The sequence below is a fragment of the Enterobacter cloacae complex sp. HYC074_NIDB genome (genome assembly GCF_056673345.1).
The window spans coordinates 3,879,247-3,895,494 of sequence record NZ_CP114214.1 but is presented as its reverse complement, the minus strand read 5'-3'; the positions used below and the strand labels follow the sequence as shown (position 1 = coordinate 3,895,494).

Genomic DNA, 16,248 nt, shown 5'->3' with positions numbered 1-16,248 from the left:
TTATTTTCCTTTTGCATCGGACAGGGTGCTCAGCACCGCTTCGCGGCTTAACAACGCAGGCAGCACGTGGCCCTGCGGTAATCCCGGTCCGTAGATCTGGTTAAACGGCACGGCGGCGCTGCCGCGCGTGGTTAAGAACTGGCTGATGGTATCTGAGGGGCGGCTCCAGTCGCCGCGCAGGGCGACAACGTCCGGGGCGGAGAGCGCATCCTGCACGTCGTCGCGCAGCAGCACGTTGTATTTATTGGCTTTACAGGTCACGCACCAGTCGGCGGTCACGTCGACGAACACCCGTTTGTTCTCCGCCAGCGCGCGGGCAATGGCCTGCTCGCTGAGCGGTTGCCAGTGGATACGATCGCGGCGGGAACCCTCGCCGCCGGAGCCGGATACAAACGCGACTGCTCCGGCCACTACTACAGCTAATACCCCGGCGCGCAGTGCCGTTTGCCAGCGGTAGCGCCAGGCGGTGACCAGCAGCAGCGTAAGGATCAGGAGCACGCCCAGCGTGATGACGGGCAGGCTGCCAATGTGCACCGTCAGCAGGCTCAGCAGCCACAGCGATGAGCCGAGCATCATTATCCCCAGCACTACGCGTACGACGTTCATCCAGCGTCCCGGACGCGGCAAGCGCTGGGCCAGCCCCGGCCAGGCCGCCACCAGCAGCCACGGCAGGCTCATGCCGATACCCATCGCCAGGAAGATCCCCCACAGCAGGGGAAGCGGCGCCGCCAGCGCGACCGAGACCGCCGTACCCAGGAACGGCGCGGTGCAGGGTGTCGCCAGCAGCGTGGCAAACGCGCCTTGCCAGAAATGACCCGCAAGCCCGTTACCGCCGCGCGTGGCGAGGAAGGTGCTGGCGCCGGAAGGGAGACGGATTTCAAGCAACCCCAGCAGGCTGGCGCTGAAAAGCACCATCACCATCGCCATCGCACCAATAAACCACGGGTTCTGGAACTGGATCCCCCAGCCGAGTGCCTGATTGCCTAAGCGTAAAACCGTCATCATCAGCGCCAGCGCGAGGAACGAGATCACGATCCCGGCTACCGACGCAAGAAACTGTCGGCGTACCTGACCCCGCGCCTGCCGTTCGGTTTGCATCAGCGTGCCCAGCTTCATGGCCAGCACGGGCAGTACGCAGGGCATGACGTTAAGGATCAGACCGCCAGCCAGCGCCATCAGCAGCACCCAGCCTAACGAGAGCGTCGGCGCGGCGTTCCCCGGCTGAATGCTCAGGCTGGACTCCTGCGCCTGCCCGCTATCGGCCAGAACCAGCGACAGGGTTTTGCCGCTGAGGTTGGGCGCTGCCTCGCCCCAGCTGTCCGTCACGGGCACGGTGGCGACCAGCGAATCACCGCGCACGGTGAGGGCCGGTTTGCCGAAATCAACATCATCCATACCGTCGATAAACAGGGACGGCGCCTGCCAGCCTGCGTCACGCTGCGCCGTTACGGTCAGCTTGCCGGGGGCATAGGTGGCGTTAAGCGTTGAGGTCAACCCGCCGCTGAGCGGAAGGGTGCCCATGGCCCGACTGAAATCGTAATCAAAACCGGCGTCTGCGGATGCGGTCATGTTCAGTGAAAACGGGTAGTCGGTAAGAATACAGACGTTGCTACAGGTGGAGAGCGTAAGCACGCCGCTCAGGATCTTCGGGACGTCGCCCCGCAGGGTGATGGGAAAGCTGACATCGCCGTGATAGCCCTGCGTGGTGATACCCGCGACGTCGAAACGCTGCGGCGCAGGCCAGCGCCATTTCGCCTCGACGGGCTGATGCCATTTAATCGCGGGTGCGACGCCCCCTTCGCCCGGCGAGCGCCAGTAGGTTTTCCAGCCTTTTTGCAGGGCGACGTCCAGCAGCAGGCGGGTTTCGCCAGTGCTTTCGGGTTGCGCACGCAGCCTGACGCTGGCGTGCTGATTATCGGCGGCGCGCAGCCAGCCGCTGTCGGCAGCCTGGCTGAGGGGCAGCCATAGCCAAAGCAGGCAGACCAGCAGTCGCCTGAATACAGTAAACATAAATTATCTCCGTAAATGATGAATTAACCTGAAGTAACAGGCGAAGGCTCATTCACGGAAGACGCATAATCGCAGATGCACCCTTAACCGGGGCGGGGAGATAACGCGGGGAGGCCACTGCCGTTCGCGGCGCGGCGGGCTGGCTGCCAGCAACGCCAGCAGCAGGGTGACGGCAATCAGGGCGCCTTCAAACAAAACAGGCGGGACCGACATCAGCGACTTGGCGCTAAGCTCACACGGGGTTACCGGTGCGTCGGTACTCTCCTGCCCCTGCTGGACAGACTGGCTCGTGGCGGTGACGTTCATGACAAGCGCGTGCATCCCGGCCATCCGCTGGGCGGTGCATATCAGCACCACCAGGCAGGCCAGGGCTACAAGCAGGATAGCGTTGCGTTGTCGCTTGATCATGTTCGCCTCAAATATTCAGGACGCCTATATTATCGGGCGAACATATTTTGGCAACGCAAAAGCTGTAAAGAAGTGTCTGGAAGATAAGCGGTTTGCCCTCTCCGCTTGCAGAGAGGGCGAGCCGTTACAGCGTTTCGCCGTTGCTGGCAATCACGGTTTTGTACCACTCAAAGCTTTTCTTACGGGAGCGGGACATGTCGCCGGTGCCGTCGTCGTGCTTGTTGACGTAGATAAAGCCGTAGCGCTTACTGTACTGGCCGGTGGTGAAGGAGACGCAGTCGATGCAGCCCCACGGGGTATAGCCCATCAGATCCACGCCGTCCCAGGTCACGGCCTTCATCATCTCTTCCACGTGGGCGCGCAGGTAGTCGATGCGGTAGTCATCATTGATGCTGCCGTCCTCTTCCACTTTGTCGTAGGCGCCGAAACCATTTTCGACGATAAACAGCGGCTTCTGATAACGTTCGTACAGTTCACAAAGCGAATAGCGCAGGCCTACCGGATCAATCTGCCAGCCCCAGTCGGACGCCTTGACGTGCGGGTTCGGCACGCTGCCCTCGAAGCCGGAAATGGCGTCACCGGTGCCGCCTTCCGCTTTGACCGCGTTGGTCATGTAGTAGCTGAAACCTAAGTAGTCGCAGGTGCCCTCACGCAGGATCTGCTCGTCGCCCGCTTCCATCCTGATGGAGAACCCACGGCGCTCCCACTCGTTCAGCACGTAAGACGGGTAGTAGCCGCGCAGCTGCACGTCGGTAAAGACGTAGCGCTCGCGCATGGATTCCTGAGCAAACATGACGTCCTCTGGCTTGCAGGAGTAAGGATAGAGCGCCACCATCGCCAGCATGCAGCCGACTTTCATCTCCGGGTTAATGCGGCGTGCGGCTTTCACTGCCAGCGCGCTGGCCACGAACTGGTGGTGCAGCACCTGGTACATGGTCTCTTCCGGGTTGTCGTGCTCGGTATAGACCACGCCAGAGCAGCAGTAGCCGAACAGCGGCGCACGCCAGTTGCGCTGGTTGTTGATTTCGTTGAAGGTCATCCAGTATTTGACCTTATTTTTGTAGCGCTCAAATACCACTTCCGAGAAGCGCACAAAGAAATCGACCACTTTACGGTTGGTCCATCCGCCATATTCCTGAACGAGATGCAGCGGCATTTCAAAGTGGGAGAGGGTGATCACCGGCTCGATGTTGTACTTCAGCAGTTCATCGAACATGTCGTCGTAAAACTTCAGCCCCTCTTCGTTTGGCTGAGTTTCGTCGCCTTTCGGGAAGATGCGCGTCCAGGCGATGGAGGTACGGAAACATTTGAAGCCCATCTCGGCAAACAGCTTAATGTCTTCTTTGTAATGGCCATAGAAGTCGACGGCTTCGTGGTTCGGGTAATATTTGCCTTCAATCACTTCCTGCGTGATTTCACGCGGAACGCCGTGTGCGCCGCCGGTGAGCACGTCGCAGATGCTTGGCCCTTTGCCGCCTTTGTTCCAGCCGCCTTCAACCTGGTGCGCCGCCACCGCGCCGCCCCATAAAAAATCTTTCGGTAAGGTGAGTTTTTTCATCTTTGCTATTCTCAATTCAGGACTTATTGATTTCGAGTCTAGCAAAGCGGAATTAAATGTCACGATATAACAATTTGTGGAAATTGTAATTTGTCACATCAAAAAAACAGGATGTTTTATTCTGTTAATTTCTTCGCCAGTTTTCGGCCTAATGATTCCAGAATATAGATGACGGGAATTTGCGTGGTGATATCGTAAACGCCGCCAATACGCGTTTGCGGGACATGCCAGGAGAGGTTAAAGTCCGCCAGCTTTGCGAGACGAGAATGTTCATGGCTGGTGACGGAGAGCACCTTGCAGTGGTGCAGGCTGAACTGGCTGGCGAAGCGCAGGATCTCCTCGGTTTCGCCGGAGACGGAGAGTACAATGGCCAGCGCATTTTTAGCCATGTCGTTAGTGACCGGGAAATAAGGATCGTCGATATGGTTACTGAATTTGCCGATATTTGAAAAGAAACGTGCGCCATATTTTGCCAGCGATCCGGAGGTGCCCGCACCGACAAAAATAATTCGTTCAGATGATAAAATAATATCGACGGCTTTATCTAATAGCGCATCAAACTCTTCGTTATTTACGCTTTTAAAGAAGCTGATAATTTCACTGGCACCAAAATTCGCCTGCTGCGGCTCGTTCTGCTCCAGATAGAGTTTAAAGCGCACCCGAAATTCCGAGTAACCATCGCAGTTGAGCTTGCGGCAGAAGCGCAGGATAGTGGTAGTGGAAACGCCCACCGCATCCGCCAGCTCGCGGATGGTCATGTACATCACTTTATCGCGGTTCTTAATGACATAGTTGTAGACCATCATTTCCAGATTGTTGAGGCTGGCAATGGCGGAATGGCTGAACATACTCACAATGGCTAAACTCGCTGTCGGACACTATTCCTGAAGCATACCATGATGACGAAGGGCGGGAGACGGATTTATCTCCTTGATTACTCAGGTGCTAATAAAATCATTTACACCTGTGCGGTGGATTGCTTTTGCATTGTACTGATTTATAAGAATAAATCTTGATTATGGATTTATTTTAGCTAACAGGTGTTCACTGGAATCATTCTCAGTTAGCATAGACTGGCGATGAATAATCATCTTTTGTTTTCCCGGAGTTAAGTATGGTGAGCAGACCATTAATCGCACAGGGATATTCGCTGGCTGAGGAAGTAGCCAACAGTATAAGCCATGGCATTGGCCTGGTTTTTGGGATTGTCGGCTTAGTGTTATTGCTGGTACAGGCAGTGGATACCAACGCCAGCGCGATGGCCATTACCAGCTACAGCCTGTATGGCGGGAGTATGATCCTGCTTTTCCTTGCCTCAACGCTGTATCACGCGATTCCGCATCAACGGGCGAAGATATGGCTCAAGAAATTTGACCACTGCGCTATCTATCTTCTTATTGCGGGTACCTATACGCCGTTTTTGCTGGTGGGGCTCAACTCACCGCTGTCGCGTGGCCTGATGATTGTGATCTGGAGCCTGGCGCTGCTGGGGATCTTGTTTAAGCTGACCATTGCGCACCGGTTTAAAGTGTTGTCGCTGGTTACCTATCTGACAATGGGCTGGCTGTCGCTGATTGTGGTGTATCAGTTAGCCATTAAGCTGGCGGTGGGGGGCGTGACGCTTCTGGCGGTGGGCGGTGTGGTCTACTCGCTGGGCGTGATTTTCTACGTCTGCAAGCGTATTCCGTACAACCATGCCATCTGGCACGGCTTTGTGCTGGGCGGCAGCGTGTGTCACTTCCTGGCAATTTATCTGTATGTTGGGCAGGTGTAGTTTTTTTGTAAGGTGCGGTCTGATGCCCTCACCCCGACCCTCTCCCACAGGGAGAGGGTGAATATCAACACCGGGCGATACAGCATCAATCTTCCAGTGAATACGGCAGCGGCTCAATGCTGAGCGTGTTTGCATCATCACGCACGCGGAACACGCTGTCGGGCTCCATATCATTATTCATGACAACCTGCACCAGCAGGCGGCCATCATCGAGCTGGACGGCGGCTAACACGGTGCCGGTACGGCGCCAGTTTTCGCCCATCTTCATCTCAAGATCTTCACCCGCTTCCGGCACACGGCTGGCGTGACCAGCCAGCGTCCACAGGGCGCGTTTGTTCGCGCCGCGGAATTTCGCACGCGCCACCATTTCCTGACCGGTGTAGCAGCCCTTCTTAAAGCTGATACCACCCAGCGCCTGGATGTTTGTCGCCTGCGGGATAAACTGCGCGCTGTTTGCCGCGTCAATGACCGGCAGGCCCGCTTCGATGTTCAGCGCCAGCCACTGCTGGCTGTTGTTGAGCTGTGCTTCACCGCGCAGGGCGTCAGTGACGCGTTCCGCCGTTGCTTCGTTGGTTACCAGCAGGAAGCGCTCCGCCGGGTGTTCGAACCACAGAATGGAGGTCGCTCCCTCGCTGACCAGCTGTTTTTCAGCATCCGGTAGCTCGGCAAACAGGTTTTTCAGCGCTGCACGCGCCTGGAAACCCGCGACCCCCAGCAGAACGTGTTCATCGTCCGGGGCGATGGTGACTTTAGAAAAGACCGCGTATTTTTTTAGCTCTTTAAGCTGGGCGTCACGCAGGCTGCGGCGCTCAATAAAGGCGAATCCGTCCTGACGGCGGAACAGACGCAGGTTGCTCCACATTTTGCCTTTTGGATCGCAATGCGCGGCCAGCAGATGCTGGTGCTCAGTCAACTGCGCCACGTCCGCCGTGACCTGGCCTTGCAGGTATTTTTCGCTGTCCGCACCGGTCAGTGTCGCCAGTGCCCAGTCATCAAGAGTAATCAGCGTCAGCGGCAGACGCGCAGAGGCGGCGGGCTGGCGAGGAGAAAATGGTGTAAATGCCATAGTGATGTCCTGAATTGCTTAACGCTTTGATAATACCTAATGGTAAAAGAGACTGTATTCAATGCAAGCGCTTTCAGCAGGCCATTCGTGCCATTACGCGGTTATGCGTGGCGCTACGCAAAATAGTGTAATCCGCTGTCTTTATAAGGATTATTCAGGAAGCCTGCTCGAGGTTCGCAATATTCCAGTAAAGAAACGGTCAAAAACACGTTACACTAGCAGGTGTACCCGGAGAGCAATAATGAATACCAAACGGGATACCGACTGTGCCAAACGTAATGCAGGAAACAGAACATGGATATTAACAACAAGGCCCGTATTCACTGGGCGTGCCGTCGCGGCATGCGTGAACTTGATATCTCCATCATGCCTTTCTTCGAGTATGAGTACGACAGCTTAAGCGATGACGATAAGCGCCTGTTTGTCCGTCTGCTTGAGTCTGACGATCCGGATTTATTCAACTGGCTGATGAATCACGGCAAGCCCGCCGACACCGAGTTGCAACGGATGGTGCAATTAATTCAAACACGGAATCAGGAACGTGGTCCTGTGGCAATCTGATCTTCGCGTCTCGTGGCGCTCACAGTGGATGTCCTTACTGCTCCACGGTCTGGTCGCGGCAATGGTGTTATTGGTGCCGTGGCCGCTAAGCTATACCCCTCTGTGGCTGCTTTTGCTGTCGTTTGTGGTGTTTGATAGCGTGCGCAGCCAGCGTCGAATCAACGCCCGTCAGGGTGAAATTAAGCTGCTGATGGATTCTCGCCTGCGCTGGCAGGGAAAAGAGTGGGAAATGATAGGGACGCCGTGGATGCTCAACACCGGGATGATGCTACGGCTGCGTCGGGTCGAGGATAACCGTCGCCAGCACCTGTGGCTGGCCGCAGACAGTATGGATCCCGCGGAGTGGCGGGATCTGCGCCGGCTAATCGTGCAACAGCCAACGCAGGAATAAATCAGCTAAACTGCTCGGCCATCTCACCCAGAATTTGTTCGCACCAGGTCTGGAGGCGCTCGTCGCTGAGATCGTACTGGTTGGTTTCATCCAGCGCGAGCCCGACAAACAGCTGGCCGTCGGCAATGACGGGTTTTGGGCTGGTGAACTCATAGCCTTCCGTAGGCCAGTAGCCGATAAACGTCGCGCCCTTTGGCGCCAGTTTGTCATGCAGCATGCCGAGCGCGTCGAGGAACCACTCCCCGTAGCCCAGCTGGTCGCCCATGCCGTACATCGCAATGATTTTGCCTTCAAAATTGACTGAATCGAGCTGATCCCAGATGGCTTCCCAGTCTTCCTGAATCTCACCAAAGTCCCAGGTAGGGATACCCAGAATCAGCACATCGTACTGCTCCATCAAGGCAACCGCGTCATCTTTCAGGTTATGCAACGTCACCAGTTCCGGGCCAATGATGTCACGAATTTTCTCCGCCGCCATTTCGGTGTAGCAGGTGCTGGAACCATAGAACAGACCAATATTCATCGCGTAACTATCTCAATTCTTGCTATGACTTTGCGCGTAGTGTACCAGAAACCGATGGCAATCAGGCATAATGGCCAGATTGCAGAACCAAAGGGGCTGATGTGGAAAAGGATCTCGCACTCATCGAACAGTTTCTCGACGCGCTGTGGCTGGAGAAAAACCTCGCTGAAAATACGCTCAGCGCCTATCGTCGGGATCTCACGCTGCTGGTCGAGTGGCTGGCGCATCGGGGGCTGACGCTTGAAAGCGCGCAAAGCGATGACCTGCAAGGGTTGCTGGCTGAGCGGATGGAAGGGGGGTACAAAGCCACCAGCTCCGCGCGTCTGCTGAGCGCCATGCGCCGCCTGTTCCAGCACCTGTACCGCGAGAAGATCCGCGCGGATGACCCCAGCGCACTGCTGGCATCGCCTAAACTGCCTCAGCGGCTGCCAAAAGATCTCAGCGAAGCACAAGTTGAGAGATTATTACAGTCGCCCGCAGTTGACCTTCCGCTGGAGTTACGCGATAAAGCCATGCTTGAACTATTGTATGCCACGGGCTTGCGCGTTTCCGAGCTGGTGGGCCTGACGATGAGCGATATCAGCCTGCGTCAGGGCGTGGTGCGCGTTATCGGTAAAGGGAACAAAGAACGGCTGGTGCCGCTGGGTGAAGAGGCGGTCTACTGGCTGGAGACGTATCTGGAACACGGGCGTCCGTGGCTGCTGAACGGCGTCTCCATAGATGTATTGTTCCCGAGCCAGCGCGCGCAGCAGATGACGCGACAAACGTTCTGGCATCGCATTAAACATTACGCCACACTGGCGGGTATTGACAGTGAGAAGCTGTCGCCGCACGTTTTGCGTCACGCCTTCGCGACGCATCTGTTAAACCACGGCGCTGATTTACGCGTGGTGCAGATGTTGCTTGGACACAGCGATCTTTCAACGACGCAAATATACACCCATGTCGCGACGGAACGCCTGCGGCAGCTACACCAACAGCACCACCCTCGCGCGTGAGTGCCGACGAATTGTTACAGGAACATATATGAAAAAGTCTTTAGCGCTGTTCACCCTGCTGGCAGCTTCGGTTTCCGGTTTTGCCCATGCGGATGATGCCGCCATTAAACAGTCTCTGACGAAACTCGGCGTCGCCAGCAGCGAGATCCAGCCAGCGCCGGTGGCTGGCATGAAAACGGTGCTGACCAACAGCGGCGTGCTGTACGTGACCGAAGACGGTAAGCACATCATTCAGGGACCCATGTACGACGTGAGCGGCGCGCAGCCGGTGAACGTCACCAACCAGCTGCTGATGAAAAACCTGAACGCGCTCGAAAAAGAGATGATTGTCTACAAAGCGGCGCAGGAAAAGCACGTTATTACCGTCTTCACCGACATCACCTGCGGCTACTGCCACAAGCTGCATGAAGAGATGAAAGACTACAACGCGCTGGGCATTACCGTGCGTTACCTGGCTTTCCCACGCGCTGGCGTGCAGAGCCAGCCTGAGCAGGATATGAAAGCGATCTGGTGTGCGAAAGACCGCAACAAGGCCTTTGATGACGCGATGAACGGCAAAGGCGTGAAGCCCGCGTCCTGCGATATCGACATCGCTAACCATTACGCGCTGGGCGTACAGTTTGGCGTGAGCGGTACGCCAGCCATTGTGCTGAGTAACGGCTATGTGGTGCCGGGCTACCAGGGGCCAAAAGAGATGAAAGCGTTCCTCGACGAGCACCAGAAACAGATGGGTGGTAAATAATTCGCGTGAAAGCCCCGATAAAACTGCGCCGCCGCGATGCGGGTGAAACCGCGGATTTACCAGACACGCTTCCGCTGCTGCTCAAGCGGCTGTACGCCAGCCGTGGCGTGCGTACGGCAAGCGATCTTGAGCGCAGCGTCAAAGGCATGCTGCCCTGGCAAGCGCTGAGTGGCATCGAACAAGCGACTGAAATGCTCTACAACGCGTTCCGGGAAGGCACGCGGATTGTCGTGGTGGGCGATTTCGATGCCGACGGCGCAACCAGTACCGCGCTGAGCGTACTCAGCCTGCGTGCGCTGGGCTGCGATAACGTGGCTTACCTGGTGCCGAACCGGTTTGAAGACGGCTACGGCCTCAGCCCGGAAGTGGTCGATCAGGCCCATGCCCGTGGCGCACAGATGATCATGACCGTGGATAACGGGATCTCTTCTCATGCGGGGGTCGATCATGCCCATGCGCTGGGGATCCCGGTACTGGTCACCGATCACCACCTGCCAGGCGAAACTCTGCCTGCCGCCGAAGCCATCATTAACCCGAACCTGCGCGACTGCGATTTCCCGTCGAAATCGCTGGCCGGAGTAGGGGTGGCGTTTTATCTGATGCTGGCGTTACGCACGTTGCTGCGTGATAAGGGCTGGTTCGAATCGCGCGGGATTGCCGTGCCGAACCTCGCGGAGTATCTCGATCTGGTGGCGCTGGGAACCGTGGCGGACGTGGTGCCGCTTGATACCAATAACCGTATTCTCACCTGGCAGGGCTTGAGCCGCATTCGGGCAGGTAAATGCCGTCCGGGGATTAAGGCGCTGCTGGAAATTGCCAACCGCGATCCGCTGAAGCTCGCGGCAAGCGATTTAGGCTTTGCCCTCGGCCCGCGCCTGAACGCGGCGGGGCGGCTGGACGATATGTCGGTTGGCGTCGCGCTGCTGCTGTGTGACAACATCGGCGAAGCGCGCGTGCTGGCCAGTGAGCTGGACGCACTCAACCAGACCCGTAAAGAGATTGAGCAGGGGATGCAGGCCGAAGCACTGACCCTGTGCGAAAAGCTGGAGCGCAGCGGTGACACCCTGCCGGGCGGGCTGGCGATGTATCACCCCGAATGGCACCAGGGCGTGGTGGGCATTCTGGCGTCGCGTATTAAAGAGCGTTTCCACCGCCCGGTGATCGCGTTCGCCCCCGCCGGGGACGGCACGCTGAAAGGCTCCGGTCGTTCCATTCAGGGGCTGCATATGCGCGATGCGCTGGAGCGTCTGGATACGCTGCATCCGAACCTGATGATTAAGTTCGGCGGTCACGCGATGGCGGCAGGCCTGTCGCTGGAAGAGGCGAAGTTCGACGAGTTCCAGCGTCTGTTTGGCGAACTGGTCACCGAGTGGATCGATCCGGCTCTGTTGCAGGGTGAAGTGGTTTCTGACGGTGAGCTTTCACCGGCTGAAATGACCATGGAGGTGGCGCAGATGCTGCGCGATGCCGGCCCGTGGGGGCAGATGTTTCCGGAGCCGCTTTTCGACGGACGTTTTCGTTTGTTGCAACAGCGCATCGTGGGCGAACGCCATCTCAAAGTGATGGTGGAACCGGTCGGCGGCGGACCGCTGCTCGACGGCATCGCCTTTAACGTTGATACCTCCATCTGGCCGGACAACGGCGTGCGCGAGGTTGAGCTGGCCTATAAGCTGGATATTAACGAGTTCCGTGGTAACCGCTCCCTTCAGCTCATCATCGACAATATCTGGCCAATTTAGCGTCAGTAATCTCTATAAAAAAGGGCGTGGATTCGGTACAATCCCGCTCTTATCACCGCATTTTGACAAGCTCATAAAAGAAAACAGACCATGTTTGAAATTAATCCGGTAAAAAACCGCATTCAGGACCTCACGGAGCGCTCTGACGTTCTTAGGGGGTATCTTTGACTACGATGCCAAGAAAGAGCGTCTCGAAGAAGTAAACGCCGAGCTGGAACAGCCGGACGTCTGGAACGAACCTGAGCGCGCGCAGGCGCTGGGTAAAGAGCGTTCTTCCCTCGAAGCCATCGTAGATACGCTGGATCAAATGGCGCAGGGTCTGGAAGATGTTTCTGGGCTGCTGGAGCTGGCTGTCGAAGCCGACGACGAAGAAACCTTTAACGAAGCCGTGGCAGAGCTCGACGTGCTGGAAGAGAAGCTGGCGCAGCTGGAATTCCGTCGCATGTTCTCCGGCGAATACGATAGCGCTGACTGCTATCTCGATATTCAGGCAGGTTCTGGCGGTACCGAAGCACAGGACTGGGCAAGCATGCTGATGCGCATGTACCTGCGCTGGGCGGAAGCGCGCGGTTTCAAAACCGAGATTATCGAAGAATCCGAAGGTGAAGTGGCGGGTATCAAATCCGTCACTATCAAGATTATTGGCGATTACGCCTACGGCTGGCTACGTACTGAAACCGGCGTTCACCGCCTGGTGCGTAAGAGCCCGTTCGATTCCGGCGGCCGTCGTCACACCTCCTTCAGCTCCGCGTTTGTCTACCCGGAAGTGGATGAAGATATCGATATCGACATCAACCCGGCGGACCTGCGTATCGACGTTTACCGCGCATCCGGCGCGGGTGGTCAGCACGTTAACCGTACGGAATCTGCGGTGCGTATTACCCACATTCCAACCGGGCTGGTAACACAGTGCCAGAACGACCGTTCCCAGCATAAGAACAAAGACCAGGCCATGAAGCAGATGAAAGCGAAGCTTTATGAGCTGGAGATGCAGAAGAAAAATGCTGAGAAGCAGGCGATGGAAGACAACAAGTCCGATATCGGCTGGGGCAGCCAGATCCGTTCTTACGTCCTTGATGACTCCCGCATCAAAGACCTGCGCACCGGGGTTGAAACCCGTAACACGCAGGCGGTGCTGGACGGCAGCCTGGACCAATTTATCGAAGCAAGTTTGAAAGCAGGGTTATGAGGAACCAACATGTCTGAACAACAAGCACAGGGCGCTGACGCGGTAGTCGATCTTAACAACGAACTGAAAACCCGCCGCGAGAAGCTGGCAGCGCTGCGCGAGCAGGGCGTGCCGTTCCCGAACGATTTTCGTCGTGACCACACCTCAGACCAACTGCACGCAGACTTCGACGGTAAAGAGAACGAAGAGCTGGAAGCGCTGAACGTTGAAGTGTCCGTGGCGGGCCGCATGATGACCCGTCGTATCATGGGTAAAGCGTCCTTCGTGACCTTACAGGACGTTGGCGGCCGCATTCAGCTGTACGTCTCTCGTGACGACCTGCCGGAAGGCATCTACAACGAGCAGTTCAAGAAGTGGGACCTGGGCGACATCCTGGGCGCTAAAGGTAAACTGTTCAAAACCAAGACCGGTGAACTGTCTATCCACTGCACCGAGCTGCGTCTTCTGACCAAAGCCCTGCGCCCGCTGCCGGACAAGTTCCACGGTTTGCAGGATCAGGAAGCGCGCTATCGTCAGCGTTACCTGGATCTCATCTCTAACGATGAATCCCGTAAGACCTTCAAAATTCGCTCCCAGATCATGGCCGGCATTCGCCAGTTCATGGTTAACCGCGACTTTATGGAAGTAGAAACCCCGATGATGCAGGTGATCCCAGGCGGAGCCTCCGCTCGTCCGTTCATCACCCATCACAACGCCCTGGACCTGGACATGTACCTGCGTATCGCGCCGGAACTGTACCTGAAGCGTCTGGTGGTCGGCGGTTTTGACCGCGTGTTTGAGATCAACCGTAACTTCCGTAACGAAGGTATCTCCGTACGTCATAACCCAGAGTTCACCATGATGGAACTCTATATGGCCTATGCGGATTACAAAGATCTGATCGAGCTGACCGAATCCCTGTTCCGCACCCTGGCGCAGGACATTCTGGGCACCACCCAGGTACCTTACGGTGAAGAGGTGTTCGACTTCGGCAAGCCGTTCGAAAAACTGACCATGCGCGAAGCGATCAAGAAATACCGTCCTGAAACCAATATGGCGGATCTGGATAACTTCGACTCTGCGAAAGCGATCGCTGAAAGCATCGGTATTAAGGTTGAGAAGAGCTGGGGTCTGGGCCGTATCGTGACCGAGATCTTCGAAGAAGTGGCCGAAGCGCACCTGATTCAGCCTACCTTCATCACCGAATACCCGGCGGAAGTGTCTCCGCTGGCGCGTCGTAATGACGAGAACCCGGAAATCACTGACCGCTTCGAATTCTTCATCGGGGGCCGCGAAATCGGTAACGGCTTTAGCGAGCTGAACGATGCAGAAGATCAGGCGCAGCGCTTCCAGGATCAGGTTAACGCGAAAGCGGCAGGCGATGACGAAGCGATGTTCTTCGACGAAGACTACGTGACCGCGCTGGAGCACGGCCTGCCGCCGACGGCTGGCCTGGGTATTGGTATCGACCGTATGGTGATGCTGTTCACCAACAGCCACACCATTCGCGACGTGATCCTGTTCCCGGCGATGCGTCCGGTGAAATAAGCCGTTAAGACGTAAAAAAAGCCCCGTGCGTTTATCGCCGGGGCTTTTTTATTGCGCCGCGAAGGCGCTGAGTTTTTCACGCGCAGTGTTCGCTTCTTGCACCATCCACGGGCTAAATGCCCACGGTGTGGCGTCCAGCGCGCGGAATAGCGCGTCCAGCTCCACCCACTGATACTCCATCACTTCATCGTCATTGATTGCGAGGGTATTCGTTACGCGGGCGGCATAGACCGGGCAGATTTCGTTTTCAACGATCCCTGACGGGTCGGCTTCACGGTAGCGGAACTCCGGGGCAATGGGGGTGATGTCTGTGATTTCGGCGCCGACTTCAAAGCGGCAGCGGCGGATAATCGCCTGCTCTGTCGCTTCGTCGGCCTGTGGATGACCGCAAACGGAGTTGGTCCATACGCCGGGCCAGGCTTTTTTACTTAAGGCGCGACGGGTGATCAGACATTCTCCGTTAGCGTTAAACAGCCATGAAGAGAAGGCCAGGTGTAGCGGGGTGTGTGACGTGTGCGCGGCGTACTTCTCCTGAGTGCCAATCACTTTTCCCTGGTCATTTACCAAAATAACGTGTTCTTGAATACTCATTGATGCTCCAGTGCCAAAATGCTTAATGGTTCAGCACCATCAGCGGAATTATTATACTGCATTCTTATGCGAACGGTTTGGCCCACAGAGCGGAAAAGGGCATGACCCGCATCAGTTTGGGCTGCTATCATAGTGCGCCATTCACGCTGACCGAGGAGCTGTTTTGTTTGCAGGAAGCCTGACGAGAAACCCGATCATTGCCGTTTTCTGCCTGACGCTGACGCTACTTGTAGCAGGATGCTCGGGGAGTAAATCTTCGGATATGGGCAGTTATTCCGGTGCAGTCTATACCGTTAAGCGCGGGGACACGCTCTACCGCATCTCACGCGCCACGGGAACCAGCGTGAAGGAGCTGGCGCGCCTGAATAATATTTCTCCACCGTATACTATTGAGGTAGGGCAGAAGCTCAAGGTTAACGGCGGTTCTTCCTCAGGGAAAAAGTCCTCAACGCGTAAAACAGCCAAAGTCACGCCATCCTATCAGGTGCCTAAATCATCCTGGCCGCCGGTCGGTCAGCGCTGCTGGATCTGGCCTGCAAGCGGAAAAGTGGTTGCGCCGTACTCGCTCTCGGAAGGTGGCAATAAAGGTATTGATATCGCTGCCGCACGCGGCACGCCGGTTTACGCTTCAGGGGCCGGGAAGGTGGTCTATGTCGGTAACCAGCTTCGTGGATACGGTAACCTGATCATGATTAAGCATGGTGAGGACTACATTACGGCGTATGCGCATAACGACACGATGCTGGTCAATAACGGGCAGAACGTGAAGGCGGGGCAGAAGATTGCGACCATGGGCAGTACCGGGACGGATACGGTGAAGCTGCACTTCCAGATCCGCTATAAGGCTACAGCCATCGATCCGCAGCGTTATCTTCCGGCGCAGGGCAGTAAGCCGAAGTGCTAAGTGATTATTTAATCGCCACTTAGTGGGGTAAAGGCTTGTATGAAGAGGCGTAAGGTCTATAATGCCTTACGCACCTCAAAGCGGGCGTAGTTCAATGGTAGAACGAGAGCTTCCCAAGCTCTATACGAGGGTTCGATTCCCTTCGCCCGCTCCAGAATTTCCCCAAGTAGAACCGTTCAAAAACTTTCTTTATTTCAGTAGGTTGCTCAGTAGCGCTGACTAACTTGTTTAGGCGTTATGTCCTGTAGAGCATTGACGTCCTCCCTG

16 protein-coding genes and 1 tRNA gene are annotated in these 16,248 nt (G+C 56.4%); 10 read left to right on the top strand and 7 right to left on the bottom strand.

The window, feature by feature from the left end; all coding sequences use genetic code 11:
• The 4 genes from O1724_RS18950 to O1724_RS18935 all read right to left on the bottom strand — a co-directional run bounded on the left by O1724_RS18950 (position 1) and on the right by O1724_RS18935 (position 4,824).
• On the bottom strand, positions 1-2,010 hold the full coding sequence (locus tag O1724_RS18950; RefSeq protein WP_126296850.1) for a protein-disulfide reductase DsbD family protein: 2,010 nt from the start codon (positions 2,008-2,010) through the stop codon (positions 1-3).
• Between the two features lie 48 nt (positions 2,011-2,058).
• A complete protein-coding gene (locus tag O1724_RS18945; RefSeq protein WP_003863427.1) occupies positions 2,059-2,418 on the bottom strand; it encodes a hypothetical protein in 360 nt (119 codons plus the stop codon).
• Between the two features lie 124 nt (positions 2,419-2,542).
• Positions 2,543-3,976, bottom strand: coding sequence for a 6-phospho-beta-glucosidase BglA (gene bglA, locus O1724_RS18940; protein ID WP_003863430.1), 1,434 nt, complete (start codon positions 3,974-3,976; stop codon positions 2,543-2,545).
• A 116-nt stretch (positions 3,977-4,092) separates the two neighbouring features.
• Positions 4,093-4,824, bottom strand: a complete 732-nt coding sequence (locus O1724_RS18935) for a MurR/RpiR family transcriptional regulator (RefSeq protein WP_003863431.1) — start codon at positions 4,822-4,824, stop codon at positions 4,093-4,095.
• A 266-nt stretch (positions 4,825-5,090) separates the two neighbouring features.
• On the opposite strand from O1724_RS18935, the gene trhA reads away from it, so the two are divergent.
• Positions 5,091-5,750 (top strand): PAQR family membrane homeostasis protein TrhA, encoded by a 660-nt coding sequence (gene trhA / locus O1724_RS18930; protein WP_003863433.1) that lies wholly within the window; start codon positions 5,091-5,093, stop codon positions 5,748-5,750.
• 85 nt (positions 5,751-5,835) lie between these two features.
• Here the strand turns inward: trhA and ygfZ are convergent, their stop codons facing one another.
• A complete protein-coding gene (ygfZ, locus tag O1724_RS18925; RefSeq protein ID WP_126296849.1) occupies positions 5,836-6,816 on the bottom strand; it encodes a tRNA-modifying protein YgfZ in 981 nt (326 codons plus the stop codon).
• 294 nt (positions 6,817-7,110) lie between these two features.
• On the opposite strand from ygfZ, the gene sdhE reads away from it, so the two are divergent.
• Together sdhE and O1724_RS18915 are read left to right on the top strand one after the other, a co-directional pair.
• The gene (sdhE, locus tag O1724_RS18920; protein ID WP_003863437.1) at positions 7,111-7,377 is read left to right on the top strand and encodes an FAD assembly factor SdhE; all 267 of its coding nucleotides are present in this window, start codon (positions 7,111-7,113) and stop codon (positions 7,375-7,377) included.
• A complete protein-coding gene (locus tag O1724_RS18915; protein ID WP_022649305.1) occupies positions 7,358-7,768 on the top strand; it encodes a protein YgfX in 411 nt (136 codons plus the stop codon). The genes sdhE and O1724_RS18915 overlap by 20 nt, the downstream gene beginning before the upstream one ends.
• Position 7,769: 1 nt before the next feature.
• Here O1724_RS18915 and fldB read toward each other — a convergent pair whose 3' ends face one another.
• Complete coding sequence (gene fldB / locus O1724_RS18910; protein ID WP_003863440.1) at positions 7,770-8,291, bottom strand: flavodoxin FldB; 522 nt, start codon at positions 8,289-8,291, stop codon at positions 7,770-7,772.
• A 101-nt stretch (positions 8,292-8,392) separates the two neighbouring features.
• On the opposite strand from fldB, the gene xerD reads away from it, so the two are divergent.
• The 5 genes from xerD (at position 8,393) to lysS (ending at position 14,486) form a co-directional block, all read left to right on the top strand.
• Complete coding sequence (gene xerD, locus O1724_RS18905) at positions 8,393-9,289, top strand: site-specific tyrosine recombinase XerD (protein ID WP_003863442.1); 897 nt, start codon at positions 8,393-8,395, stop codon at positions 9,287-9,289.
• A gap of 28 nt (positions 9,290-9,317) precedes the next feature.
• A complete protein-coding gene (dsbC, locus tag O1724_RS18900; protein WP_003863443.1) occupies positions 9,318-10,031 on the top strand; it encodes a bifunctional protein-disulfide isomerase/oxidoreductase DsbC in 714 nt (237 codons plus the stop codon).
• A 5-nt stretch (positions 10,032-10,036) separates the two neighbouring features.
• Positions 10,037-11,770, top strand: a complete 1,734-nt coding sequence (gene recJ / locus O1724_RS18895; RefSeq protein WP_023314793.1) for a single-stranded-DNA-specific exonuclease RecJ — start codon at positions 10,037-10,039, stop codon at positions 11,768-11,770.
• A 90-nt stretch (positions 11,771-11,860) separates the two neighbouring features.
• Positions 11,861-12,959 (top strand): peptide chain release factor 2 gene (prfB, locus tag O1724_RS18890; protein ID WP_096147815.1). Its coding sequence is split into 2 segments (ribosomal slippage): positions 11,861-11,935 and positions 11,937-12,959, totalling 1,098 coding nucleotides; the frame shifts between segments, so codons are not numbered across the junction.
• A gap of 9 nt (positions 12,960-12,968) precedes the next feature.
• Positions 12,969-14,486 carry a lysine--tRNA ligase gene (lysS, locus tag O1724_RS18885; RefSeq protein ID WP_003863452.1) on the top strand — a complete coding sequence of 506 codons (1,518 nt, stop codon included), beginning with the start codon at positions 12,969-12,971 and terminating at the stop codon, positions 14,484-14,486.
• Positions 14,487-14,534: 48 nt separating this feature from the next.
• On the opposite strand, the gene idi is transcribed toward lysS, so the two are convergent.
• Positions 14,535-15,077: an isopentenyl-diphosphate Delta-isomerase gene (idi, locus tag O1724_RS18880; RefSeq protein WP_003863454.1), complete on the bottom strand. Its 543-nt coding sequence runs from the start codon at positions 15,075-15,077 to the stop codon at positions 14,535-14,537.
• A gap of 163 nt (positions 15,078-15,240) precedes the next feature.
• On the opposite strand from idi, the gene actS reads away from it, so the two are divergent.
• Entirely contained in the window at positions 15,241-15,981 is a 741-nt protein-coding gene (actS, locus tag O1724_RS18875; RefSeq protein WP_022651807.1) for an amidase activator ActS, read from the top strand.
• An 80-nt stretch (positions 15,982-16,061) separates the two neighbouring features.
• Positions 16,062-16,135, top strand: a tRNA-Gly gene (locus O1724_RS18870).
• The last annotated feature ends 113 nt before the right edge of the window (positions 16,136-16,248 follow it).

Excerpts from the sequence above, each read along its gene's own strand:
- O1724_RS18950 (WP_126296850.1), bottom strand. The coding sequence starts at position 2,010 with ATGTTTACTGTATTCAGGCGACTGCTGGTCTGCCTGCTTTGGCTATGG.
- O1724_RS18945 (WP_003863427.1), bottom strand. The coding sequence starts at position 2,418 with ATGATCAAGCGACAACGCAACGCTATCCTGCTTGTAGCCCTGGCCTGC.
- bglA (WP_003863430.1), bottom strand. The coding sequence starts at position 3,976 with ATGAAAAAACTCACCTTACCGAAAGATTTTTTATGGGGCGGCGCGGTG.
- O1724_RS18935 (WP_003863431.1), bottom strand. The coding sequence starts at position 4,824 with ATGTTCAGCCATTCCGCCATTGCCAGCCTCAACAATCTGGAAATGATG.
- trhA (WP_003863433.1), top strand. The coding sequence starts at position 5,091 with ATGGTGAGCAGACCATTAATCGCACAGGGATATTCGCTGGCTGAGGAA.
- ygfZ (WP_126296849.1), bottom strand. The coding sequence starts at position 6,816 with ATGGCATTTACACCATTTTCTCCTCGCCAGCCCGCCGCCTCTGCGCGT.
- sdhE (WP_003863437.1), top strand. The coding sequence starts at position 7,111 with ATGGATATTAACAACAAGGCCCGTATTCACTGGGCGTGCCGTCGCGGC.
- fldB (WP_003863440.1), bottom strand. The coding sequence starts at position 8,291 with ATGAATATTGGTCTGTTCTATGGTTCCAGCACCTGCTACACCGAAATG.
- dsbC (WP_003863443.1), top strand. The coding sequence starts at position 9,318 with ATGAAAAAGTCTTTAGCGCTGTTCACCCTGCTGGCAGCTTCGGTTTCC.
- lysS (WP_003863452.1), top strand. The coding sequence starts at position 12,969 with ATGTCTGAACAACAAGCACAGGGCGCTGACGCGGTAGTCGATCTTAAC.
- idi (WP_003863454.1), bottom strand. The coding sequence starts at position 15,077 with ATGAGTATTCAAGAACACGTTATTTTGGTAAATGACCAGGGAAAAGTG.